General features: G+C 43.5%; 23 protein-coding genes and 2 pseudogenes. 17 read left to right on the forward strand and 8 right to left on the reverse strand.

Going from position 1 to position 22,917, the window contains the following annotated elements:
- Positions 1–114: transposase (locus IM456_RS16155; RefSeq protein WP_130758671.1), on the forward strand; the 114-nt coding region annotated here is incomplete at its 5' end.
- Positions 115–256: 142 nt separating this feature from the next.
- Here IM456_RS16155 and IM456_RS16160 read toward each other — a convergent pair.
- A complete protein-coding gene (locus tag IM456_RS16160; protein WP_149987302.1) occupies positions 257–538 on the reverse strand; it encodes a hypothetical protein in 282 nt (93 codons plus the stop codon).
- A gap of 75 nt (positions 539–613) precedes the next feature.
- Entirely contained in the window at positions 614–3,079 is a 2,466-nt protein-coding gene (locus IM456_RS16165) for an ATP-dependent Clp protease ATP-binding subunit (RefSeq protein ID WP_002732350.1), read from the reverse strand.
- Between the two features lie 567 nt (positions 3,080–3,646).
- On the opposite strand from IM456_RS16165, the gene IM456_RS16170 reads away from it, so the two are divergent.
- The 12 genes and pseudogenes from IM456_RS16170 to IM456_RS16225 all read left to right on the forward strand — a co-directional run bounded on the left by IM456_RS16170 (position 3,647) and on the right by IM456_RS16225 (position 11,074).
- The gene (locus IM456_RS16170) at positions 3,647–3,871 is read left to right on the forward strand and encodes an addiction module protein (protein WP_008199613.1); all 225 of its coding nucleotides are present in this window, start codon (positions 3,647–3,649) and stop codon (positions 3,869–3,871) included.
- A complete protein-coding gene (locus IM456_RS16175; protein WP_149987303.1) occupies positions 3,868–4,164 on the forward strand; it encodes a type II toxin-antitoxin system RelE/ParE family toxin in 297 nt (98 codons plus the stop codon). The genes IM456_RS16170 and IM456_RS16175 overlap by 4 nt, the downstream gene beginning before the upstream one ends.
- 428 nt (positions 4,165–4,592) lie before the next feature.
- Positions 4,593–6,257, forward strand: coding sequence for an AIPR family protein (locus IM456_RS16180; protein ID WP_002756717.1), 1,665 nt, complete (start codon positions 4,593–4,595; stop codon positions 6,255–6,257).
- 354 nt (positions 6,258–6,611) lie between these two features.
- Positions 6,612–6,878, forward strand: coding sequence for a hypothetical protein (locus IM456_RS16185; protein ID WP_149987304.1), 267 nt, complete (start codon positions 6,612–6,614; stop codon positions 6,876–6,878).
- 16 nt (positions 6,879–6,894) lie between these two features.
- Positions 6,895–7,065, forward strand: a pseudogene (locus IM456_RS16190) (DUF29 family protein); the annotation flags it as partial.
- Positions 7,066–7,325: 260 nt separating this feature from the next.
- The gene (locus IM456_RS16195; protein WP_149987305.1) at positions 7,326–7,874 is read left to right on the forward strand and encodes a DUF6036 family nucleotidyltransferase; all 549 of its coding nucleotides are present in this window, start codon (positions 7,326–7,328) and stop codon (positions 7,872–7,874) included.
- Positions 7,874–8,167, forward strand: coding sequence for a hypothetical protein (locus IM456_RS16200; RefSeq protein ID WP_149987315.1), 294 nt, complete (start codon positions 7,874–7,876; stop codon positions 8,165–8,167). The genes IM456_RS16195 and IM456_RS16200 overlap by 1 nt, the downstream gene beginning before the upstream one ends.
- Before the next feature lie 75 nt (positions 8,168–8,242).
- Positions 8,243–8,467 (forward strand): annotated as a pseudogene (locus tag IM456_RS16205) (DUF29 domain-containing protein); the annotation flags it as partial.
- A gap of 396 nt (positions 8,468–8,863) precedes the next feature.
- On the forward strand, positions 8,864–9,868 hold the full coding sequence (locus tag IM456_RS16210; protein WP_287694674.1) for a hypothetical protein: 1,005 nt from the start codon (positions 8,864–8,866) through the stop codon (positions 9,866–9,868).
- Positions 9,869–10,152: 284 nt separating this feature from the next.
- Positions 10,153–10,428, forward strand: coding sequence for a hypothetical protein (locus IM456_RS16215; protein ID WP_190358007.1), 276 nt, complete (start codon positions 10,153–10,155; stop codon positions 10,426–10,428).
- Between the two features lie 216 nt (positions 10,429–10,644).
- Complete coding sequence (locus IM456_RS16220; protein ID WP_002734849.1) at positions 10,645–10,854, forward strand: type II toxin-antitoxin system HicB family antitoxin; 210 nt, start codon at positions 10,645–10,647, stop codon at positions 10,852–10,854.
- Complete coding sequence (locus IM456_RS16225) at positions 10,847–11,074, forward strand: type II toxin-antitoxin system HicA family toxin (protein ID WP_008199586.1); 228 nt, start codon at positions 10,847–10,849, stop codon at positions 11,072–11,074. The genes IM456_RS16220 and IM456_RS16225 overlap by 8 nt, the downstream gene beginning before the upstream one ends.
- Positions 11,075–11,221: 147 nt before the next feature.
- Here IM456_RS16225 and IM456_RS16230 read toward each other — a convergent pair whose 3' ends face one another.
- The 4 genes from IM456_RS16230 to IM456_RS16245 all read right to left on the reverse strand — a co-directional run bounded on the left by IM456_RS16230 (position 11,222) and on the right by IM456_RS16245 (position 15,244).
- The gene (locus tag IM456_RS16230) at positions 11,222–12,169 is read right to left on the reverse strand and encodes a PRC-barrel domain-containing protein (RefSeq protein WP_287107799.1); all 948 of its coding nucleotides are present in this window, start codon (positions 12,167–12,169) and stop codon (positions 11,222–11,224) included.
- Positions 12,170–12,433: 264 nt separating this feature from the next.
- A complete protein-coding gene (locus IM456_RS16235) occupies positions 12,434–13,693 on the reverse strand; it encodes a dihydrolipoamide acetyltransferase family protein (protein WP_287694679.1) in 1,260 nt (419 codons plus the stop codon).
- A gap of 547 nt (positions 13,694–14,240) precedes the next feature.
- The gene (locus IM456_RS16240; RefSeq protein WP_287694681.1) at positions 14,241–14,984 is read right to left on the reverse strand and encodes a DUF561 domain-containing protein; all 744 of its coding nucleotides are present in this window, start codon (positions 14,982–14,984) and stop codon (positions 14,241–14,243) included.
- A 92-nt stretch (positions 14,985–15,076) separates the two neighbouring features.
- Entirely contained in the window at positions 15,077–15,244 is a 168-nt protein-coding gene (locus IM456_RS16245) for a hypothetical protein (RefSeq protein WP_002801704.1), read from the reverse strand.
- A 191-nt stretch (positions 15,245–15,435) separates the two neighbouring features.
- Between IM456_RS16245 and glmU the strand changes: the two genes are divergently transcribed.
- Positions 15,436–16,788 carry a bifunctional UDP-N-acetylglucosamine diphosphorylase/glucosamine-1-phosphate N-acetyltransferase GlmU gene (glmU, locus tag IM456_RS16250; protein WP_149987316.1) on the forward strand — a complete coding sequence of 451 codons (1,353 nt, stop codon included), beginning with the start codon at positions 15,436–15,438 and terminating at the stop codon, positions 16,786–16,788.
- A 303-nt stretch (positions 16,789–17,091) separates the two neighbouring features.
- On the opposite strand, the gene IM456_RS16255 is transcribed toward glmU, so the two are convergent.
- Positions 17,092–18,600 carry a DUF3370 domain-containing protein gene (locus tag IM456_RS16255; RefSeq protein WP_287694685.1) on the reverse strand — a complete coding sequence of 503 codons (1,509 nt, stop codon included), beginning with the start codon at positions 18,598–18,600 and terminating at the stop codon, positions 17,092–17,094.
- 655 nt (positions 18,601–19,255) lie between these two features.
- Between IM456_RS16255 and IM456_RS16265 the strand changes: the two genes are divergently transcribed.
- The gene (locus IM456_RS16265) at positions 19,256–19,837 is read left to right on the forward strand and encodes a thioredoxin family protein (protein WP_149987311.1); all 582 of its coding nucleotides are present in this window, start codon (positions 19,256–19,258) and stop codon (positions 19,835–19,837) included.
- Positions 19,838–19,995: 158 nt separating this feature from the next.
- On the opposite strand, the gene IM456_RS16270 is transcribed toward IM456_RS16265, so the two are convergent.
- The gene (locus tag IM456_RS16270) at positions 19,996–21,246 is read right to left on the reverse strand and encodes an FGGY-family carbohydrate kinase (RefSeq protein ID WP_287694689.1); all 1,251 of its coding nucleotides are present in this window, start codon (positions 21,244–21,246) and stop codon (positions 19,996–19,998) included.
- 2 nt (positions 21,247–21,248) lie between these two features.
- Between IM456_RS16270 and IM456_RS16275 the strand changes: the two genes are divergently transcribed.
- Positions 21,249–22,307 carry a tocopherol cyclase family protein gene (locus IM456_RS16275; protein ID WP_287694691.1) on the forward strand — a complete coding sequence of 353 codons (1,059 nt, stop codon included), beginning with the start codon at positions 21,249–21,251 and terminating at the stop codon, positions 22,305–22,307.
- A 93-nt stretch (positions 22,308–22,400) separates the two neighbouring features.
- Positions 22,401–22,727 (forward strand): hypothetical protein, encoded by a 327-nt coding sequence (locus IM456_RS16280; protein ID WP_149987314.1) that lies wholly within the window; start codon positions 22,401–22,403, stop codon positions 22,725–22,727.
- The last annotated feature ends 190 nt before the right edge of the window (positions 22,728–22,917 follow it).

Consider the following 22,917-nt stretch of genomic DNA (forward strand, 5'->3'; position numbering starts at 1 on the left):
GTGGTCGAGGGAATCAACAATAAACTTAAACTAATAAAACGGAGAGGCTATGGCTTTAGAAACTTTCGGAATTTTTGGGTTAGAAGTATGTTATCTTGGCATCTTGTCTGTTGATTTAGCATAAAGGGTAACGAAGAGCCGAAAAGTTATCGGGCGTTGCTGATTTTAAGTATCAATTTTCCTCTAGGCAATTTTTACAACCTAGCACTAAGGTAACTTGTGGATAGGAGGCACAATTTAGTCTTCATGTCTTGATTCAGCGACACCGCTTTTTACTATCCTCCGCTGCTGCCGCTTCTAGGCTGGTAATTGCGGTTTCTGCCGTCAAAATGTCAGGAATATCACTTAAACTAGCAGTTTGATAAACCTGTTCATTTCTAGCAAATAAATTGCTCATATCTTGAGAATAATTAGAAGCGATCGATAATAAAGCTCCGGCAAAAATATAGATAGGTAAAGGTAAAATAAAACCCTTTGCCCACTGATAAAATTCCACCAACAAAAATAACAAAACACAACCCACAATCCAGACTTTCATCGCACTTTTTCCCTATTTTTACGAGAAAAGGTGAGCAAAAAGCCCACCCTGTATTTAACTAATTCCAGTTAGAATTTATTCGATCACGGGAGCGATTAACTCACGTCTTTCACCGGAAATTACTTTCACCTTACCTTCCTCATCGATATCGACCATGGCCGTATCCCCATCAGAAACCCGTCCGGAGAGAATTTCTTCAGCCAGAACATCTTCCAACAGACGCATAATCGCACGACGTAAGGGACGAGCGCCGTAGGCCGGATTATAACCTTCCTCGATCAAGCGTTCTTTAAACTTATCAGTAACAGACAAAGTAATATTTTGTTCTGTCAGACGTTTAAACACATCCTTGAGCAGGATTTCGGCGATTTCCTTGACTTCTTCCTTATTGAGTTGACGGAAGACAATAATCTCATCAAGACGGTTGAGGAATTCAGGGCGGAAATACTGTTTTAATTCCTCATTAACCAGCGATCGAATGCGATTATACTGGGCCTCGGCTTGATTATCAGCAAACTCGAAACCTAAACCACCGCCACCCTTCTCGATGACTTTAGAACCGATGTTGGAGGTCATGATCAACAGGGTATTTTTAAAGTCCACCGTGCGACCTTTGGCATCGGTCAAACGTCCATCTTCAAGGATTTGCAGAAGCATATTGAAGACATCGGGGTGAGCTTTTTCGATTTCGTCGAATAGCACCACCGTATAAGGACGACGACGCACCGCTTCCGTTAATTGTCCCCCTTCGTTGTAACCAACATAACCCGGAGGTGAACCGATTAACTTAGAAACCGTGTGCCGTTCCATGTATTCCGACATATCGAGACGGATCATCGCATCTTCGGAACCAAAGAAATAAGCGGCCAGAGCTTTAGTTAACTCGGTTTTACCTACCCCCGTTGGACCGGAGAAGATAAAGGAAGCAATGGGACGGTTGGGATTTTTCAGACCGACGCGAGCGCGACGAATGGCGCGGGACACCGCTTTTACTGCGTCCTCTTGACCGATGAGACGCTGATGCAGGGTATCTTCCATGTGCAGCAGTTTCTCGGATTCGGTTTCGGTCAGTTTATTGACGGGAACCCCAGTCCAAGAAGCGACGATGTGAGCGATTTCCTCGGCATCCACAAAGGGTTCATCGTTGCCATCTTCGCCTTTTTTGGTGGAAGCGAGATTCCGGATCTGGGTTTTGATTTCCATTTCCCGATCGCGCAATTCCCCGGCTTTCTCGAAGTCTTGACCGCGCACCGCGTCATCTTTTTGTTTGAGAATTTGCCGCAGTTCTTTATCTAATTCCTTGGCTGCTGGGGGCAATTGGGAATTAATCAAGCGCACTCTCGAACCAGCTTCATCGATTAAATCGATCGCCTTGTCCGGTAAAAAGCGATCGCTAATGTAGCGATCGGACAATTTCGCCGCCGCTTCTAGCGCTTCGTCTAAGATTTTTAGTTTATGGTGCTGTTCGTAGCGTTCCCGGAGACCGTAGAGAATTTCGATCGTTTCTTCTACGGAGGGTTCACCGACCATAACCGGTTGAAAACGTCTTTCTAGAGCCGCATCCCGTTCGATATGTTTGCGATACTCATCCAAGGTCGTCGCCCCGATACATTGCAGTTCTCCCCGGGCCAAAGCCGGTTTGAGAATATTGGCCGCATCGATCGCCCCTTCGGCTGCCCCGGCACCGATGAGAGTATGAACTTCATCGATAACAAGGACGACGTTACCCGCTTGGCGAATTTCGTCCATGATTTTTTTGAGGCGTTCCTCAAATTCGCCGCGATATTTGGTTCCCGCCACTAACAAGCCGATATCGAGGGTGACAACCCGTTTTTCTTCGAGAATGTCGGGAATATCCTTGTTAGCGATGCGTTGGGCCAATCCTTCTGCGATCGCTGTTTTACCGACCCCCGGTTCCCCGATTAGGACTGGGTTATTTTTGGTACGACGACCGAGAATTTGGATGACGCGCTCGATTTCCTTTTGTCGGCCGACCACGGGATCGAGTTTACCCTCGCTGGCCATTTGGGTGAGATTGGAACCAAATTCATCAAGAGTGGGGGTTTTAGTGCGACCTTGGGAAGATGAACCAGCGGCCACTTCGGCGGTTTCCCCTAACATTCTGATCACTTGGGTGCGAACTTTCGAGAGATCCACCCCGAGATTTTCCAGAACCCTAGCGGCCACACCTTCCCCTTCGCGAATTAGTCCTAAAAGGAGATGTTCTGTGCCAATATAGTTATGGCCCAGTTGACGGGCTTCTTCGAGGGAGAGTTCTAAAACTCGTTTGGCTCTGGGGGTGAAGGGAATTTCCACGGCTACGAATCCGGAACCGCGACCGATGATTTTCTCCACCTCCACGCGCGCATCTTTGAGATTGACACCCATGGACTTGAGGACTTTGGCGGCAACTCCCGTTCCCTCTCCAATTAGTCCTAGTAAAATCTGCTCTGTTCCCACGAAGTTATGGCCAAGGCGGCGGGCTTCTTCTTGGGCGAGCATGATTACTTTAATGGCTTTTTCCGTAAATCTTTCAAACATAGCCTATCCATCACCTACACAAGCGACCCTAGATATGCTGATTTTAGCACGCCTTTTTAGTTTAGCTGTCTCTCAGTGATCAGTTATTGGGGAGCGGCTATTAGTTATAGTGGTTGTAGCTCTGAAGATTTTTTCTGGGGTCAATGGCTCTTAGCTGACTTGCGGAAATGCCCGGAATCTCCCGGATTATGGTTTTAGCCCCCTGGAAACCTGCTGATAAGTTGTTCACCGTTGCATAATCTCCTGGGGTCGTGGTCATCCCCATCTCTCGATCGCTTGACTATCGATCGCCCATTTTCAGGTCAAAACTGGAAGTATAAGCAGATTAAATATTACTACCTATTGACAAATTAAGTATTTTATGTTAGAAAACGGGGTGATATGCAGAAAGTTGACCCGTATCGTTACTCTGGAGACTGTTATGCAGAAAGTTGACTTATAATATTATGTAGTTAGGTCGCTTAGTATTTGAGTCATCACTATGTATGCCTAAACTAACGCTTCCAGTCCGAACCCATGACAACTTGTTAGAACTACTCGCTCAATCTGAATCGGGAGCTTGTCTGTATGGATATCGCGGCTACACTAAATGAAATTACAACTTTAAGTGTTGAGGATAGAATCCTTCTGGTTCAAGCAATTTGGGACAGTATTGCAGTCGAACAGGTGTATCCTGATTTAACCGAGGCGCAAAAACACGAACTCGATCAGCGGATTGAGGGTCATAATAATGATCCCGATAACGTCCTCACCTGGGAAGAGATGAAAGCATCAGTCAGAAAGCAAGCATGAAGTATGTACTGGTATTTCGTCCAGAAGTCCGTGACGACCTCAGCGATGCCTATGATTGGTATGAGAGTCAAAAAGCTGGTTTGGGTGATGAATTTATTGATTGTGTAGATGACTTACTCAATCAGATCGGCATGATGCCAGAGTCTTATGCAATCGTTTATCTGGACATTCGACGAGCAGTCATCAGACGATTCCCATATGCTGTCTACTATCGAGTGATTTCAAGTCGGGTCGTTGTGACCGCAATTTTTCATGGTCGGCGTGATCCAAAGTCATGGCGATCGCGAACCTAACAACCCCAATGCACCGGACCATTGAGGTTATTGGTTAGTGCGATGCCGAAGGCACTGCGTAGCAGGGCGCATCGCTTCGTGGGTTGGGTTGAGCGAAACAATACTGGGGCGAAAATAGCTCAATTCGCTTGAAAAAGCGCAACCCAACCACCCCAAAGGTTACTCTTTGTTGGGTTTCCCTGGGTTAACCCAACCTAAAATAATTGCTGCTCTATTGATCGCCCATTTTCAGACCAAAACTCGAAGTATAAGCAGATTAAATATTACTACCTATTGACAAATTAAGTATTTTATGTTAGAGAACGGGGTGATATGCAGAAAGTTGACCCATATCGTTACTCTGGAGACTGTTATGCAGAAAGTTTTCGTATAATATGTAGTTAGGCACAATAAAATAAGCTATTTAAATATGTTCGTTAAATAAGTACATGAATATTAATATATCCATCATCGACCAACGCTTAGTATCAGTTAGCAAAGACATTCGTCAAAAAGCTTCTGAAGAACTACGAATCACAGATGAAGGCCGGCTTAAGTCTTTGGCTTTTGTATATCTGTGCGTTAAAACCATTTTAGATTTAGATGGAGATGATGTTTTTGATTGCTTAACAGAAGGAGGTGGTGACTTTGGAGTAGATGCTATACATATCTCAGAAGAATATGACGGTGAATTTACAGTTAGTTTATTTCAGGCAAAATATAAGAACAACCTAGAAGGAAACTCTAATTTTCCTGAAGAAGGTATAAAAAGTTTAATAAACGCAATTAATTACTTATTTAATCCAGCAGCCAAACTAGAACATATTAATCAACGACTGCTTGTGAAAGTGGAAGAAGCTCGTAGCCTAATCCGGGATGGCTATATTCCCCAAGTTCGGACAATAGCTTGCAACAATGGGCTGAAATGGAATTTATCTGCTCAAGAGGCTATTGATCGTGCTGAGTTTGGAGATCAGGTGACATGGGAATATGTTAATCACGAGCGTTTAGTCAAAATTCTTCAAGCTTCTAAACCCGTAAAAGATACTTTGCAGCTAAGTGGCAAAGCTATTGTGGAAGATATGGAGTTTAGCCGAGTACTGTTGGGTAGAATTTCGGTGACAGAAATTGCCACACTTATAGAGCGACATGGAGAACGTTTATTAGAGCGCAATATTCGTCGCTACTTGGGTTTACAAGGAAATCGCGTAAATGAGGGTATCCGTCATACTTTAACTAGCGATGAAAAAAACAATTTTTACTTTTATAATAACGGGGTCACGTTGATTTGTGATAGTTTCTCATACAACGCATTGCAAGATGGCGATTACAAAGTGCGTGTTGAGAATTTACAAATCATTAACGGTGGTCAAACGTGTATGACCATATTTAAAACCTTGCGAGAACCAGATTTAATTCATCAAAATGCCCAAGCTTTTGTTCTTTTAAGACTCTATCAATTGCCTCGTGAAAATGAAGGTTTAGTTCAAAGAATTACCTACGCAACCAATAGCCAAAATCCAGTAGATCTCAAAGATTTACGTGCTAATGATGAGCGCCAGAAAATATTGGAAAAGGATATTGAGCAATTAGGATTTAACTACAGGACTAAACGTTCCAATACTCCTACTCGCTCTGCTGATATTACTTCAGGAGTAGCTGCTGAGGCAGTATTATCCGTTTGGCGAAGAAAACCTCATCAAGCAAAGTTTTTCTCTCGTGAACATTTTGGGAAACTGTATGATACAATCTTTACTGACCAATTAAATGGAGCGCAAATCGTAATAGCTGTTCAGCTTTACAGAATTGCAGAAAACCGCCGCAAAAGACCTGAGTCTACTGACCCAGATTTTGTCCGCTATGCTTCCTGCTTTATTGCAATGCAGATGGGACAAAAACTTTTGGCTGATATGAAAGTTCAGATGAAAGATATTAGTCATCAAAATTTTCAATCAGCCCAAATGCTTATTGATCAAAATGGGGAGAGTTACTTTAATGCTTCATTACAGGATATTAAACAGGCACTTCAGGATCTTTATGGAGAACAAGAGATTTCCTTGCAGCAGCTATCTGCAACATTTCGACGTGGTGATTTAATAAGTAGACTTCAATGAATCAAATCGGTTCAATAATTCGACTTCTTTTCTTGCAAACTCGCTTAACCTAACTTCACCGTTAGCTGAAATATTGGTGAATTTTCAAAGTTGCCTGTTGCTGTGTGACTTCACAGATTAATATAGTGCGATGCCAAAGGCACTGCGTAGCAGAGCGCAATCTTGTAGGGTGCGTTCCCTAAAACAACTTCTACCGCTTCAGCGATCGATTTTGGGGAACGCACCATGCACATTGATTGAAACTGTGAGTCTAAATGCAATGCCGCTCTTGTGGGCCCAGTTGGGGAATGTTAGCGAAGATTGCCAATGTTGAGGTTAAAATAGAGGGGCAAAAGTTGCAACGGGGTCAGGACAATGACAGTTAATCAACTCCGCTACAGCAAAGAAGAATTCGCCCGACGTGGTAATGAGATTTATGAATCTCAGGTGCGCCCCCAAGTCGAGGAAGGCAATCATGGGAAGATTGTAGCCATAGATATCGAAACAGGTGCTTTTGAGCTTGCCAATGACACAATAACTGCTTCTAATCGATTGCTTGAACGAAACCCTGATGCTCAAATCTGGCGTGTCCGAATTGGACATAAAGGCGTTCACCGCTTTGGCGTAGGTCGTCTGCTTTAACTTTATGATGAACGGAGAGGATAGTCCCAGTTTAAGCAGTTATCCCGCGCAAATTTTGGACAAGGAATATACCAGAGCGCGTCGAGAAGCCGCCAGACAAACAGGTTTGGTTCTCAGCATTTTTCCAGAGTTTTGTCCCTATACTATCGCGCAGGTGATAAGTAGTCGTGCAAAATTAATTTCCTAGTCGAGACAGGAGACTCCGAGACTCCGAGACTCCGAGACGGGAGACTCCGAGACTCCGAGACGGGAGACTCCGAGACGGGAGACAGCTATTAGGGATCGGATTTGAGTTTTCAGTTCACTGTTTCCTCACACCAGAAGTCTGACGGAGTAGTGGCTTAGATGTGTAATTAATTTTGCTTAGGTACTTAGAAGAGTAGAATTTACTTTTGAGTAGGCACTAAACTAAAATCGTCACTTGAGGCAGATAATCACGGCAAAAAAATGCGTGCAAACGTTGACGCTCAGAAGTTAAAACGCCTGATGCAAATCTTAGGGAAAGAAGCTCAGGGTTCCGGCTGCATCTACTTTACAGGTGGAGCTAGTGCCTTGCTGGTTGGATGGCGCAACTCCACAGTTGATGTTGATCTTCGTCTAGATCCTGAACCACTGGGCATTTTTCAAGCGATCGCCAAGCTCAAACAAGAATTAAACATCAATATCGAACTGGCATCTCCGCAGGATTTCTTGCCACCTCTTCCAGGATGGCGCGACAGAAGCGTATTTATTGGCAAACGAGGTCAAATCTCGTTCTATCACTATGATTTTACAGCCCAAGCTCTTTCTAAACTATCTAGGGGATTTGATCGCGACATTAAAGATGTTGAAGCTATGTACAAACAGAAATTATTCTCTTTGAGTGAGCTAAGGGATTGCTTTGAGGCAATTGTACCTGAACTAATCCGATTCCCCTCTCTTAACCCTGATATACTCAGAAGCAGAATCGAGAACTTCATTGAACGTTTTGAAGATCAACCAGAGGAGGAACAATGATGAATCTCAATGAGTTGCCAGGAGCCGAGACTATCCTGCCCGGACTGAAAGATCTCCACAATGGTGAGTGCGATACAATTGGGGCTTTGCTAGTTGCGATTGCGGCAACGCGCTTAACCCAAGCCGGTTTAGATATCCCTAAAGATCACCTAGCTCCAGAGCCAGAGCTAACCTTGTATGCCCGTCTCCAGAATGAACAAGACGATCCTTACCTTTACTATAATGCCTTACTGAATCGCCTCAATAGTTTTTGCAACGCACTCGAACTTAGTTATCAGTATAAGCCCGTCTAACAAATCACCGCACCCGACCTTATTCTAGACTTTGACAAGCACCCAAAGCTACTGACGGCGGGTGAGTTCAACCGTTGGCTGGATTCCATCAATGATGGGCGATCGCAAATTCGTCGTAAGTTAGAGGATAGTCCCAGTTTAAGCAGTTATCCCGCGCCAATTTTGGCCAAGGAATATACCAGAGCGCGTCGAGAGGCCGCCAGACAAACAGGTTTAGTCCTGAGCATTTTTCCAGAGTTTTGTCCCTATACTATCGCGCAGGTGATCGAAGATTGGTTGCCCAGTGATAGCCTTGATTAAAGGTTAAATAATCCTAAATCCGGTTATTAAAGACTGATTATTTATTCTCCCTTTTTGCCTTTTGCATGAGCAGAAAACGGGTTTCTCCGAGAAACCCGTTTTCTGTGCGTTACTCAACCGATTTAGTATTATGTGACAGTTGAGGGTGCGGAATGTGGGATTGATCGCCCATTTTCAGACCAAAACTCGAAGTATAAGCAGATTAAATATTACTACCTATTGACAAATTAGTATATATGTTGTAGGACTGGGTGATATGCAGAAAGTTGACCCCTATCGTTGCTCTGGAGATTGTTATGCAGAAAGTTTTCGTATAATATGTGGTTATGCTGCTCAATTCTTCATGAAGATCTCCTTGGAAGGTTAATTTAGAATCACAGGACAGGGTGAGATGCAATGCCTAAAGTGCTTATTCTTCCGCACTATCAGTATGAAAGTGAATTTGGGAATTTTTTGAATGAGGCAAACGAAACTCAATCAGATTTCAGGTTTTATCTTCTACCTCCATACAGTGGAGATGATTCTCCATTAAAGGAGCCTGTCGTTGATTATCTTAAAATTCTTGGATTTTTGGATAGTCAAAAAAGGCAAATGAGGTCAGATAAAGAAGATCTTCTGATAACTTTCTATGATGGTGTGATCACTGCTTTAGATCATGGGCTTGCAAATCTATTCATTGCTGGAGCCAATGTAGAAGATTTATATCCATGCACTGCTGCTGTTTCTCTAAGCTTCATCTCGTGGGGAATTCTGGAGCGGAAGTATGATTACTCACTTCAACGTCATGCACTCTTTCATCTTGTGATGTGTTGCTTGATTGGTGGATATACAAAACTTGCTGCTCATCATCAGACCTATGGTTGTCTCCTTGACTTTAACAATCAGCTTGTCAGCTTTAACCAGAAACTTCAAATGGGCTACTATCTATGCTCCAGCAATCAAAGCGGTTGCTATGATGCTATGCAATCTGAGCCTTATGGAGGTTCAATTATCAGACTATGCAAAGTGCTAAAAGAGGGGATTGATCACAAAAAATTGCAGATCATTATTCAGGAGTTAATCATGGGAAATTCAATTCATCAATATGGTTCGGGTGACAATATTGCAGGCGATAAGGTTATGGGTGACAAAATTGGTACTCAAATCAACAACAATCAAGATTTAGCGCAGGCTTCCAAAGACATCAAAGCTCTACTAGAACAGCTATCTACGGACTATCCTAGTGACAGCCCTAGAGTTTTAGGCGCAAAGGCTGTTGATGAAGTCGAAAAAAATCCAGAGATGAAGTCCCGAATTTTGCGAGGATTTAAAGCAGGTAGTTTTGCAGCTTTGGAAAAAATGATTGATCACCCTGTTGCCAAATTTTTCATCGAAGGAGCAAAAGAAGTCTTGAAACCATAAAGCGACACGGCATAACAATCCCGTTGCAAACCGACCGTACCAAGTTGGTTGGTGAGTGCGATGCCGAAGGCACTGCGTAGCAGTACGCAATCTTGTAGGGTGCGTTCCCTAAGACAACTTCTGGCGCTCCAGCGATCGATTTTGGGGAACGCACCATGCACATTGATTGAAACTGTGAGTCTAAATGCGATGCCGCTCTTGTGGGCTTAGTTGAGAAATGTTAGCGAAGATTGCCAATGTTTAGGTTAAAATAGAGGGGCAAAAGTTGCAACGGGGTCAGGACAATGACAGTTAATCAACTCCGCTACAGCAAAGAAGAATTCGCTCGACGTGGTAAAGAGATTTATGAATCTCAGGTGCGCCACCAAGTCGAGGAAGGCAATCATGGGAAGATTGTAGCCATAGATATCGAAACAGGGGCTTTTGAAGTAGCAAAAGACAGCCTCACAGCTTCCGATCAACTTTTAGCCCGATTGACCTATGCTCAAATTTGGTTCGTAAGAATCGGACATCGAGCAGTTCATCGAGTCGGTTTGATTGGGGCAAATTTATTTCAATGATTAATCAACTCTACGCCTGTTTTTGCACAATCTTCTCACTCAATTCTAGGAAGGTGGGACAATATTAGATTAAGTACTAATAACTTAATATCTTATAGAGTTTTTCAAAAAGCGTGAGTTGGGTCAATGATCAGGAAACCTAACTATTTTCTAACCAAACGATTAGGAAACAGTTATGTTATGATTTTCAGAGTAAGCCGGAGATGATAAGACACCATGAAAAATCGCATCTTTACTGTTATTTTGTACAAAGAAGATAATATGTACATTGCTGAATGTCCAGAAGTTGGTACAGTAGATCAAGGAGAAACAATTGAGCAGGCGATTGCTGGATTGAAAGAAGCCACACGGCTTTACCTAGAGGAATTTACCTTACCAGAAACATCCCCTAGATTTGTGACCAGTATTGAGGTTAGTTATGCCTAAGCTGCCACGAATCTCTAGTGGGGAGGCAATTAGATCTCTTGAACGCTTAGGCTTCGAGCAAGTTCGTCAAACAGGTAGCCATGTTGTGATGAAGAAAGAAACCGAAGAGGGCAAAATTGGTTGTGTTGTCCCTGTACATCAGGAATTGAAGGTTGGTACATTAAGTGGAATTCTGAAACAAGCCCAAGTCACAGTTGAAGAGTTCATTGAACATCTGTAAAGTCTGACAAATCACTGCACTCGAAGTGATACCAAAAATATTTAGTCCCCCCAGAGAACCCCCTTAGTCCACATAGCACACTTTTCTTTTTTTGTCAAATTTTATGTTAAGAAATATGTAACTAATGGATAGGGGGACTGTCAAAGATTAACCGTCTTCGTATTCGGGGATTCTCTCTTTTTTCTTCTCGGTGATATTGATGCGGGGGGGATTGTAATCTGGTTCCACGTCATCATCCCACATATCATCCTCGGCCTTATCTTCGTAATCGTCGTACTGAGGACGAGAAAAGCTTTCTGTGCGTTCTGAGCGAGCCTCTCCCCAATTATCTTCTTCTTCCTCGTATTCTTCCTCATAATAACGAGCTTCGGCCCGTTTTTGCGGTGGGGGAGTGGCGCGCAGGGGTTCTTTTTCCCATTCGTCTTCACTCCAGCGTTCTTCAACGGGTTTAGCGGCCTCAACGGGGGTGCGGAGGGGAATACCCGTACCTAACTGATTTTCCGGGCGAGCAGCGGGAGTATAATAAGCTTCTTCCTCTTCTCTTTCCCAGGGGGGACGACCAATACCCAAACGTTCCAAAACCCCCACACTAACCTGCGTGAGACGTTCTTCGGCCCCTTCAAAGACAATTAAGCGATTCGGACCGCTGCTAACCACTTCTTCAATGGCAATTTCGTAGGTACTGATCAATTGTTCGGGGATCAGAGGCAATCCCAGGGAAGCGATGACAATGGAATGTAATTGACCACTAAGGGGATCAAATTGATAATCGCGGACTTTGCCTAAAGGTTCGCCGGTTTCCGTGATCACTTCACTACCGATTAAGGGAGTATAAGCATCGATATCGACGGATTCCAAGACGTTATCATCTTCAACGAGAACCACGTCTCCCGTCTGACTGATGCTCGATAAATACATATATTGAGGCATTCCCGACAGGGAGAGGATATTATCGCGGAGTCCCAGGGCAACCACTTCTCGTTGATCGATATCTACTAGGATATCTTTAACAACGCCGAGTTTTTTGCCTGTATTGCGAGTGATAACCTGTGTATTTAAAAATTCTGAACGTAAGCGACTATTCTCTGTGATCATTTTTTCCTATGGGTAGGCGTTAGGTCGTGGGAATACGAGTTATTGTAGGCTTAATATATAGGGCGAGATCGAGGGTTAATTTACCGATATTGGCTTAGATCTTAAAGTTCCCTGAGATTAACACTTTTTTTGGCCTTGTTTGGGCGATAGTTTCGGGTGATAGATAAGGTTAAACCCATTTTAGCTAATTCTTTACATTTTTTTAGTAACAACAAAGCAGGAGCTAGAGAGAAACTCCCTTGGCTCCTGCTGTCTAGATTCTGATTACATAGTTAAAGACTGCACCTCAGTTTCGATCAGTTTAGCTAAGTCTTGCAGGAAGGAGGCTGCATCGGCCCCGTAGATGACTCGGTGGTCACTGGTGAGATTAACCGTCATCTGTTTTTGCACTCCGAATAAACCATCGTTATTGACGACGATTTGGGGACGGGAAGCGCCCACGGCTAGGATCGCGCCTTGGTTGGGGGGTAAGATAGCGGTAAAGCGATCGACTCCGAACATTCCCAGATTAGAAATGGTAAAAGTACCGCTATTATATTCTTCCGGTTGCAGTTGTTTACTGCGGGCGCGATCAACTAAATCTTTCCAACTGCGGGAGAGGGAATAGATATCCATCTGGTCAGCAGAGCGCAAAACCGGCGTAATTAAGCCACCACCAGGCATAGCTACGGCTACGGACACGTTAATCGCCCCGTGGTATTGGATTCCTGCGTCGCTATAGCTGGCATTAACGATCGGATGTTTAGCGAGGGTGTTGGCTACTGCTTTTGCTAACAGGGCCGTCATGGTGACACCCTTGGATTTTAGCTGTTGATAGAGTTGATCCAGTGGGTCGGTGGTGATAGTGTAGCCCACTTGGAAGGTGGGAACCTGTAGGCTAACCGACATATTCTGGGCGACGGCTTTTTGCAGAGTGGTGAGGGGAACAGTCCGACCGACCGGAGCGCTGGCCGGAATCGGGGCTTTAGGAGCCGCTACAGGCACGCTGACGGGTTGCGGGGGAGTAATGACGGGAGCGGGGGCGGTGCTGACTTTTCCTGTCGCTTTTTCTACGTCTTCGGCGGTAATTCGTCCGTGGGGACCGCTACCCACTAGGGTTTTCAGATCCACCTTTAATTCTTTAGCCAGTTTTTTGGCTCTGGGAGAGGCGACTAAACGGCCATTATCTTTAACGGCGGCGACGGGGATCGAAACGGGAGGCGGAGCGATTTCTGGGGTCTCTACGGGCTTGCTAGGGGCGGATGCGGCGGTTTTTCCCTGAGCTTTGGCCAGTTCAATTTCCTCTTCAGTTTCGGCGATATAGGCGATCGCTTCCCCCACGGGTGCTTCCTGGCCGGCTTCGACTAAAATTACAGCGAGATAACCATCATAAAACGATTCTACGTCCATGTCGGCCTTGTCGGATTCGACCACTAACACCGTTTCCCCTTTGCTGACTTTTTCCCCGGGGGACTTCACCCAAGAAACTATTTTTCCTTCGGTCATGGTGGAACTGAGCGCGGGCATGAAGATATCTCGAATCATGGTGGAGTGCTTCTATCTCTAATGTTTTGAGCCATAGCGCATTTTACCACAGTTGATGGGGTTGGGGCTTTTCAGTTATCAGTTATCAGTTATCAGTTATCAGTGAGCAGTAATCAGTTATCAGTGAGCAGTAATCAGTTATCAGTAATCAGTAATCAGTAATCAGTAATCAGTGAGCAGTAATCAGTGAACTGATAAGCTTTTGACTATAGCGTTTCCTAAGCTAGTGAGGTACACCTATTTTTCTTCCCTTTTGCCTTTTCCCTCTTGCCTTTTGCCTAAAACCCATAACTTTTGTACCTCAGCAGACTGAAAAACGCTATATCTAAATTGCTCGTTAAGATTGCAGGGGAGCGCCGGAGCTGCGGAGCAGGGAGAAGCAGTTTGAGCATTTGTACTAAAATTTCCAAGACGCGGTTTAAATTCAGTACAGCTTAACTCACATCTGATAACTGAAAACTCACATCTGGTAACTGATAACTGGTGACAAAGGGAAAAAGAGAAGGGAAAACAGACCCTTCTCCGTCGTATCTAGACAAAAATTGTTCTAGTTGCCAATAGGGACCGGTTGTGCTTGCAGAGATTCGACTAAACCGCGCACAGCTGCCACCATGGCCACTTCATTATCCAATTGATTGATCGCCGAACCAACACCGATACCGGCCGCTCCAGCAGCGATCGCCATAGGAGCGGTGACAATGGATAAACCGGAAGCGCAGAGGACGGGAACCTTAACTGCATGGGAAATAGCGTGGGCTGCCGCTAAAGTCGGGGTAGCTTTTTCAATCAGTCCCAAAATACCGGCGTGACGGGGTTGACTGCTAGTGCCGCCTTCGGTTTGAATAATATCGGCACCCTGACTAACTAAAGCTTCCGCTAGTCTCACCTGTTCATCGAGGGGCAGCAGATGGGGAACTGTCACAGACAGGGTAATTTCGGGCAGTAAGTCGCGAGTTTGACGGGTTAGGGCTAAAACTTCCGCCGCCTCAAAAATGCGTCCTTGGGCATAAAAACTATCGAAATTACCGATCTCAATTAAATCGGCCCCGGCCGTCACTGCCATCACCAACAATTCTGGCTCGACGGCCGATACACACACGGGTAAATTTGTCAAGGCTTTTACCGCCCGAATTAGGTCAGTATTAGCGGCAATATCGACAAAAGTTGCTCCTCCGGCTGTAGCGGCTTTAACTACTGAGAGAACCTGCGAGCGATCAAAATTATTTAACCCACTGATCACTTTCAGGGCATGACGACGGGCGAAGGCTTGCTGTAAGGTAAAATTGATCATTAATCTACACCTATCTGGAATTCTCAAAAAACATTTTCCCACCTTCTCGCTAGTAAGAGGGTGGGATTTGAGAATTCTTAGGGAAATTTTCTTTAATTTAGGTTTTGATTCTCTTGGTTTTTGCGCTTGAGGTTTTGCAGTTGTTGCAGCAGTACCTCGATTTCCGCTTCTAGATGCAGGTATTTCACCTGTTGGTCAGCTTGGTAGGTGGTGCGAATCTGTTTCATGGCGGAGGATTCCTTAGTTAGTACAGTTGTCATAGCGGTATCTATAGAGTGCTAATTATGTTTAATTGTTTCAATTTGTATATAGTACCTTAACAATGTCTTAAAGAAAACCTTTTTATGGTAGTTTCTCAACTGGCACAGGATGAAAGAGGGAAAAAATTCTTGCAACCAAAGGGATCGGAGTGCGATATACTCAGTCGCGAACGATATTGGCAAGCATGACCATGGTAGCGGTAGCAATTTTAGCGGCGGGTAAGGGAACCCGAATGAAGTCCAGCCTTCCGAAAGTTTTACATCCCCTCGGCAGTCGCTCGCTAGTGGAACGGGTGCTTAATGTCAGCGAATCCTTACATCCGCAGCGAAAACTGGTAATTATCGGTTATCAAGGGCAACAGGTGCGAAATACTCTACAGCATCTCGATGATATCGAATTTGTTGAACAAAAGGAACAGTTAGGCACTGGCCATGCTATTCAGCAATTAATCCCCCATTTAGAGGACTTTCAGGGGGATTTGTTGGTCTTAAATGGCGATGTTCCCCTGTTGCGTCCCGAAACCTTGCAAAATCTTCTCCAGATTCATCAAGACCATGGTAACGCTGCCACCCTCTTAACTGCTAACCTCCCAAACCCGAAAGGTTACGGTCGAGTTTTTTGTGATGGCAATAATCTCGTTAAGCAGATTGTCGAAGAAAGAGACTGTACCGATGCCCAACGACAAAACCACCGGATTAATGGAGGTATATACTGCTTTAATTGGTCAAAATTAGCGGCTATACTGCCTAATTTAACCCCCAATAACGATCAAGGTGAGTATTACCTCACGGATGTGGTCAATTTTCTCGATCCCGTCATGGCCGTGGATGTGGAGGACTTTTTAGAAATTAGCGGCATTAACGATCGCAAACAATTGGCCGCCGCCTATGATATCCTGCAAACTAGAGTCAAAGATGATTGGATGGCCGCTGGAGTCACCATAATTGACCCCGATAGTGTCACCATTGAGGATACTGTCACCCTCAGTCCCGATGTGATTATCGAACCCCAAACCCATCTGCGCGGTGAGACGATAATCGCTTCTGGTTGTCGTATAGGTCCGGGGAGTTTAATCGAAAATAGTCGGATAGGCAGCGATGTAACGGTCTTATTTTCGGTTATTTCTGATAGTCAGGTGGATTCTGGTTGTCGCATCGGTCCCTATGCTCATTTGCGCGGAGAAGCGAAAATTGGGGCTAATTGTCGAGTCGGTAATTTTGTTGAAATTAAAAAAAGTAGCATCGGCAATCAAACCAATATTGCCCATTTATCCTATCTGGGAGATGCCACTTTAGGGGAAAAAGTTAACGTTGGTGCGGGAACAATTACGGCTAATTACGATGGCGTGAAAAAACACCAAACTCTGATCGGCAGTGGCACAAAAACCGGGGCAAATAGTGTTTTAGTGGCTCCTTTAAAATTAGGAAAAAATGTCACCGTGGCTGCGGGTTCAACTATCACTAAAAATGTCCCCGATAATGCTTTAGTTATTGCTCGCGAAAGTCAGCGTGTGATCGAAAATTGGGCAGATCAGTTTCAGTAGGTTAATTCCGGGATTTAAGGCAAGAAAACTGTTGCTAAATTCCGAGATTAGAGTCAAGATAAACGGGGAGGGAAAGAAAGAGGGGTTGAGTACCATTCAACCGGCGTTGCTGATTTGAGATATGAATCTTCTTTTGTGGGATTTTTAAAACCTAGACCCAAACTAACTTTTGGATGGGTGCAAGATTGTCATTCATACCTTGATTCAGCAACGCCCTTTTTTTTTGCTTCCTCTCAGATTAACTCCTGTCAGTTCGCCGTAACAGACAAGGCAGTCAGTGATTTTTGTCTGTTGCAATTTATTTTAATTTTCCAAAGTCTTAATTGTAACCACCTGCGGCGGTGTAGAATCAGGTGGATAAATAACATCTAATTGTACTTTTATTTGAGTTCCTGGTTTTAAATCTAGTTTTAATAAAGGATCTAAAACCTGCCCTGTTCTATGCCATAAATGTACATAACGGGTTTGTTGTTTACCTTGATCATCGCTATATTTTAAACGCACTGTACCACGGAAAAAGGGAAAGTCTAATGATGGTTTTCTAAATTTAATTCCTTTTTCAGATAGTCTATCTTCTTTTAATGAAGTTTCTAAAGTGATGCTAACTGTCTGATTTTTATCAGTGTTATTAGTTAAAGGTATGTTGAGTTGATATTCTACCCCATAGTTACCATGTGCTTCGTAAGCAGTATCAGGATACCGCACTAGCATTTTTGCGGTTTGGCTTTGTTCTGTTCCTAACCTTCCACCCCGTAAGGTGGCTATGGGATAAGAAATAGTTTTACCTGGTTCGGGAATAGTCAGGGTTTGGGTTTTGGTGTTGTCTGTGAGGTTTGCTTTCCATGTTGCACCTTCGGATATACCTGCGACTCTGCTGTAAATTAATTGACCTCCTTTTGCATCTGGGGGTGTGGGGGTTTTATCTCTTGGTCCTGCAAAGTTACCGTTATTTAATAAGTCTTGCCATTCTTTTAATGTGGGTGCGCGCTCGCTACCATCAGCATTTTTTTTCGCAAACATGGCTAAACTCGCTGCATAAATTTTACCACTGCTATTTAATCGGAAAAAACTGGATCTCCCATTGACAGGTTTTTCTAAATTTCTGACTGGGATAGGATGGTTTAACAACATTTGACTTCCCCCAGCAGGAATGACTATTCTTGCTGGAAATTCTTTTTGACGTACTCCCCGCAAAACATCCGCTACTGCTCTTGCACCTGGTCCAGAAAATGCTTTACCATCGTTATTTTCTATGTAGGGTTGCAAGGTGACAAACGGTGCTTCTGTCATTAAATAACTCGCACCTTGTAAAATGTTAATAGTGATAGGTTTTTTACTGGGATTATGTAAAATTACTCCTATATATAAGGTTTGTAAATCCTTGGGAGTGTGGGTATAATGATGAGCAAATAAATCAAATCTGCCTTGAATGGGAAAGTTTAAATGTGCGGCTGGAACTTTTTTGTTATTAGGTGTAAAAGTAGAAAGTAGAATACCTTCATTTTTGATCCACTCTGGACTGTTGCTATTAAAAACAGGTATTTTATCTAAACTACCGGGTAAAGGGCGCACTTCTCCAGTTTGTACAATTTCTTGGGGTGCTGGTTTTGCAGGTGTTTGGGCGTTTACTTGATTTTTCTGATGATAGCTATTGAAAGTTGTACAGCCAATAGTTTGAGTAATCGCTAATCCTGATATGATGATGAATACAGGTTTGAGGATGTGGTTTTTTGCTTGCAAAGTTCCCATAATTTTATTTTTCCAGTAAGTTTGCCATTTGCCAGTTTGCCGTTTGCCGTTTGCCTGGAGCATCTCATTTATGCAAGTGAGTAATTATACTTGTCCCTAAAACTGGTTTCTAGCAAGGCTTTCAAAATAGCTTGACATAAAACCTGATTTAGTGGTTACAAAGGTGAGATGCTCCCAAGTTTGCCAGTTTACCAGTAAGTTGTCCAGAATGTTATGAACTGGATACAATGTATGGAAGGTTAATTTCTGATTTTCTGTAATGTGTGTAAATTGAAAGCAACCCAGTCATTTCGACTCAAGAGTTCGATAAATGGATATACTCATTGCATCTACTAATGACTTAAACGGCGCAACAGACCTAGGTTTTCCGCTCCATACCCCAGACGAATCCCACTGGCATCTTCACTAAATGTAACATCGAGTACCCAATGGAGACTATTTTCGATACTCCAATCTGCGAATCACCTCGGCCTGTTTTTGGGCATCTGCTGCTAAACTACTGATGAAGAAGCGAATTTCTGTAGTAGTTTTATTCCACAATTGGCGGACACTGCGAACTATGACTACTGCAGCTCTAACCAGTAATTTAGATAGGTCAATGGCTTATCAGTTCACTGATTACTGTTTACTGATGCTGGTTAAGGCCTTAAATTTGCGCGATGAAGCGTGAAATGCTATAAAAATCTCAGTCCTCCCTATAGAAAAGAGTAGAAACTTTATGGCACGCACCGAGTCCACAATGTTAGATCTGGGGACAAAAGCTCCCAGTTTTGCCTTACCCGATGTGGTTTCGGGTGAAACTATCTCTCTGGACAGCTTTGCGGCTAAAACCGCTCTGTTAGTCATCTTCCTCTGTGAACATTGTCCCTTTGTTAAACACATTCAAGAAGAACTTTCCCGTCTAGGTCGCGATTATGCTAACACCAATCTGGGCATCCTCGCAATTAGTTCTAATGACGTGGAGAAATATCCCGATGATTCGCCCGAAAATTTGAAAAAAATGGCGATAACCCTTGACTTTAAATTCAATTTATGCTATGACGAAAGCCAAGAAGTGGCGAAAGCTTACACGGCAGCCTGTACTCCCGATTTTTTCCTCTTTGATAGTCAGCGGATTCTAGTCTATCGCGGTCAATTGGATGATAGTCGCCCTAGTAATGGAATACCGGTGACAGGCAAAGATCTGCGCGCCGCTATTGACAAGGTTTTAACCGGTCAACCGGTGCCGACGGACCAAAAACCGAGTTTAGGCTGTAATATCAAATGGAAACTGGGTAATGAGCCACCCTATTACGGTTAATTAACGAAGGGTGTAGGGTGTAGGGTGTAGGGTGTAGGGTGTAGGGTGTGGTGTGGGGTGTGGGGTGTGGGGAGAATAAATAAAATAATCTCCTGACTCCTGACGACCGACTCCTAACCCCACCAACAAACTTTTTGCCGCAAACCCTACTTATGAGACTATTTCAACAGCGTAACCGATTGCTGTGCTAATAGGGCAGTACCATAGGCCGCTTGCTCCTGTTTAGACAAAAGCACGGGAACCCCTAAATGACGCTGACGAATTATTCTCCAAGTCGAATTTTTGGCCCCACCACCCGCACTATAAACTCGCTCTAATTTATTGGCCCCCAATTCCTGTAAACGCTGATAACCTAAAGCTTCAATGCGGGCAATACTTTCTAGTAAACCATGCAAAAATTCTCGAGGATTATCGGGCCGTGGAGTCAGTTTCACGGGTAAAAAAGGATCATTAATGGGAAAGCGCTCGCCCGCTTTTAGTAGAGGATAATAATCTAAATTACTTTCTTTTTGTCCATCTATTGCTAAACTATAATTTCTCAATTCTTGATCAGAAAAAAACTTCTTTAACACTGCTCCTCCCGTATTGGATGCCCCACCAGTTAACCACAAATTTCCTAAACGATGACTATAGATGCCATAGTTACTATCATCAACTTTCTGGCTACTTAATAATTTTAAGACTAAAGTTGAACCTAAAGATGTCACTGCAGCCCCTAAAGAATTAGCACCACTGGCTAAAAATGCCGCTATGCTGTCGGTGGTTCCCGTATAAATTAAACAATCTTTCGGGATAGCAAAACGAGTCACTAAATCCGGTTTAATAGTATCGATCGCTGTACCCGGGGCAAAAATTTGCGGTAATAAATTAAACATCGGTAAATTCTCTAACCAATCGGGATAACAGAGATTTTCAAGATCATAACCTAACTTTAAGGCATTGTGATAATCACTAATTCCCAGTTTACCGTGCAGGAGAAATGCTAACCAATCCGCTTGCGAGAGAAAATAACGCGCTTGCGAAAAAATTTCTTGTTCACTCCACCAAAGTAATTTAGCTAAACTGGAGGTAGCACTAATCACGGGATGGTGAGGGGGTGCTATAGCTTTAATTGCTTCTAAAAAGGCAATTCCTCGCCCGTCATTGTATAATATTGCCTCAGAAAGAGGATTACCCCAATTATCACATAATAACACCGTCGAGGAAGTACCATTAATTGCGATCGATTTAAGTTCTGAACGCACCGAATCCCCTAGATTATCCAATAAATAAAATAGGGCCTTTTGCCAATCCTGAAAATTGGCATCGGTGAAAGGATAATGAACCTCAGCGACGATATTTTTGCTAGAATCAATAGCAATCGCTCGCGCTCCCGATGTGCCAAAATCAATACCTAAAGATAAACCCATAGATGTCTTCACAACCCCCTCATTCTGGCTACCATTGGGATGGTATCACTCCCCGATTCTTTGAAGGTTGGTACTTCCGAGTCATGATTCCGCAATTAGCCGACGGATTCGCCTTTATGTATTCTATTCAAGACCCAAGCGGCGGTCAAGTCAATAGCGGCGGAGCGGTACAAATTTTAGCCATAGAATCTAATTATCTTTGTCGCACTTTTCCCGATACGGATAAATTTTGGGCAAGTCGTCAGGAATTAGCCATTATCCATTGGGGAAAAACTAACTTAAAAATCCGTCCCTGTCTGCTTTCCCCGTCAGCTTTTTTTGAGTCTGTTCAAGAGGGTTATCAAGCAACGGCAAACCAGCAGCAAGGACGAATTTATGATCCTGTCACTGGAGAAATCTGTCAATGGGATTATTGCGTTGAAACTAGGTACAGTTGGGGAGATAACAAGCGTTTACCCCAAGCAACAGCAGGAATATTATCTTATTTACCGATTTTTGACCCGGGTTGGCAGATTTTAACTGCTCATGGTTTAGCAACGGGAATGATTACCTATGGGGGAAAAAATTACCAATTTGAGAATGTACCTTTTTATAGCGAGAAAAATTGGGGTTATTCTTTCCCCGAAAAGTGGTTTTGGATTAATTGTAATGCTTTCCCTGAAAATCCCGATTTAACCTTAACCGCAGTGGGTTCTACCCGGAAAGTTCTCCACTGGACGGAATCGGTGGGAATTATCGGTATTCACTGGCAAAATCGCTTTTATAAGTTTGATATCTGGAATTCTCAACTAACTTGGACAGTGCAACCCTGGGGATACTGGGAAATGAGGGCAACCAACGAGAATTATACCATTGTCTTAATCGGTATCAGTGATCATCCTCCCGATCGCGTGCGTGTACCCACAGAAAAAGGTCTCTGTTTTGCTTGTCAAGATACCCTCAAAGGTAAATTATCGATAAAATTGGCTGATAGTCGCGGTAAAACCATTATAAATAGCTTTAGTTGTCTAGCTGGTCTCGAAATTGGCGGTATTTGGCCATCAGCTTGGATTAAACAGTGATTTAAATCACCATGGCGACGGGAGAATATCACGCTATTATTTATCGAGCGGTATTAACATGGAATCAGTTTTTGATCACTAAAAAATTGTTTCATGAACCAACCTTCTCTCAATTTTGTTGAGCAATTAGTGATAGCAGAAGTGCGGGAACAGTTAAGGAATTTACCTGCTTCCTTTCGTCAATATCTCTCGGAGATTAAAATCGATCAAGTCATGAATAATGCTATCCAAATTCTGCCCCGTAGTTTCAAAACTTTGGGAGAGAAATATCACGATCCCCACACCCGAAGATTAAGAATAAAAATTGCTGTAGAACAAGCGATCGCCGATATACTGCATGAACTAAAATTTTATTATGTAGCGCAGACAGAAGTGGAAGATGAAGAAAATATTCCCACGAAACCATATTCTAAAAAGTGAGATAGCAGTTATTTTAATGGCTAGGTACAGAGTCTTCCTTTTCAGGAGTTGTAAGGGACTTGCGCTTTGATAATGTACCTTTTGGGCGAACGCAGTTCGCCCCTACATTGTGGACAAAATCCGTTACTGTAGGGGCGCAAAGCTTGCGCCCTCCGATCGATTGGGATATTATTCCCACGCAAGTCCCTAA

Origin of the sequence: Microcystis sp. M079S1 (assembly GCF_020246425.1) — a bacterium.
Taxonomy (GTDB): Bacteria; Cyanobacteriota; Cyanobacteriia; order Cyanobacteriales; family Microcystaceae; genus Microcystis; species Microcystis aeruginosa.

Excerpts from the sequence above, each read along its gene's own strand:
- IM456_RS16170 (WP_008199613.1), top strand. The coding sequence starts at position 3,647 with ATGGATATCGCGGCTACACTAAATGAAATTACAACTTTAAGTGTTGAG.
- IM456_RS16270 (WP_287694689.1), bottom strand. The coding sequence starts at position 21,246 with ATGGGTTTATCTTTAGGTATTGATTTTGGCACATCGGGAGCGCGAGCG.
- IM456_RS16240 (WP_287694681.1), bottom strand. The coding sequence starts at position 14,984 with ATGATCAATTTTACCTTACAGCAAGCCTTCGCCCGTCGTCATGCCCTG.
- IM456_RS16210 (WP_287694674.1), top strand. The coding sequence starts at position 8,864 with ATGCCTAAAGTGCTTATTCTTCCGCACTATCAGTATGAAAGTGAATTT.
- IM456_RS16195 (WP_149987305.1), top strand. The coding sequence starts at position 7,326 with ATGCGTGCAAACGTTGACGCTCAGAAGTTAAAACGCCTGATGCAAATC.
- IM456_RS16165 (WP_002732350.1), bottom strand. The coding sequence starts at position 3,079 with ATGTTTGAAAGATTTACGGAAAAAGCCATTAAAGTAATCATGCTCGCC.
- IM456_RS16255 (WP_287694685.1), bottom strand. The coding sequence starts at position 18,600 with ATGCTCCAGGCAAACGGCAAACGGCAAACTGGCAAATGGCAAACTTAC.
- IM456_RS16280 (WP_149987314.1), top strand. The coding sequence starts at position 22,401 with ATGAACCAACCTTCTCTCAATTTTGTTGAGCAATTAGTGATAGCAGAA.
- IM456_RS16225 (WP_008199586.1), top strand. The coding sequence starts at position 10,847 with ATGCCTAAGCTGCCACGAATCTCTAGTGGGGAGGCAATTAGATCTCTT.
- IM456_RS16275 (WP_287694691.1), top strand. The coding sequence starts at position 21,249 with ATGTCTTCACAACCCCCTCATTCTGGCTACCATTGGGATGGTATCACT.
- IM456_RS16185 (WP_149987304.1), top strand. The coding sequence starts at position 6,612 with ATGACAGTTAATCAACTCCGCTACAGCAAAGAAGAATTCGCCCGACGT.
- IM456_RS16215 (WP_190358007.1), top strand. The coding sequence starts at position 10,153 with ATGACAGTTAATCAACTCCGCTACAGCAAAGAAGAATTCGCTCGACGT.
- IM456_RS16230 (WP_287107799.1), bottom strand. The coding sequence starts at position 12,169 with ATGATCACAGAGAATAGTCGCTTACGTTCAGAATTTTTAAATACACAG.
- IM456_RS16235 (WP_287694679.1), bottom strand. The coding sequence starts at position 13,693 with ATGATTCGAGATATCTTCATGCCCGCGCTCAGTTCCACCATGACCGAA.
- IM456_RS16200 (WP_149987315.1), top strand. The coding sequence starts at position 7,874 with ATGAATCTCAATGAGTTGCCAGGAGCCGAGACTATCCTGCCCGGACTG.
- IM456_RS16160 (WP_149987302.1), bottom strand. The coding sequence starts at position 538 with ATGAAAGTCTGGATTGTGGGTTGTGTTTTGTTATTTTTGTTGGTGGAA.
- IM456_RS16265 (WP_149987311.1), top strand. The coding sequence starts at position 19,256 with ATGGCACGCACCGAGTCCACAATGTTAGATCTGGGGACAAAAGCTCCC.
- glmU (WP_149987316.1), top strand. The coding sequence starts at position 15,436 with ATGGTAGCGGTAGCAATTTTAGCGGCGGGTAAGGGAACCCGAATGAAG.
- IM456_RS16175 (WP_149987303.1), top strand. The coding sequence starts at position 3,868 with ATGAAGTATGTACTGGTATTTCGTCCAGAAGTCCGTGACGACCTCAGC.
- IM456_RS16220 (WP_002734849.1), top strand. The coding sequence starts at position 10,645 with ATGAAAAATCGCATCTTTACTGTTATTTTGTACAAAGAAGATAATATG.
- IM456_RS16180 (WP_002756717.1), top strand. The coding sequence starts at position 4,593 with ATGAATATTAATATATCCATCATCGACCAACGCTTAGTATCAGTTAGC.
- IM456_RS16245 (WP_002801704.1), bottom strand. The coding sequence starts at position 15,244 with ATGACAACTGTACTAACTAAGGAATCCTCCGCCATGAAACAGATTCGC.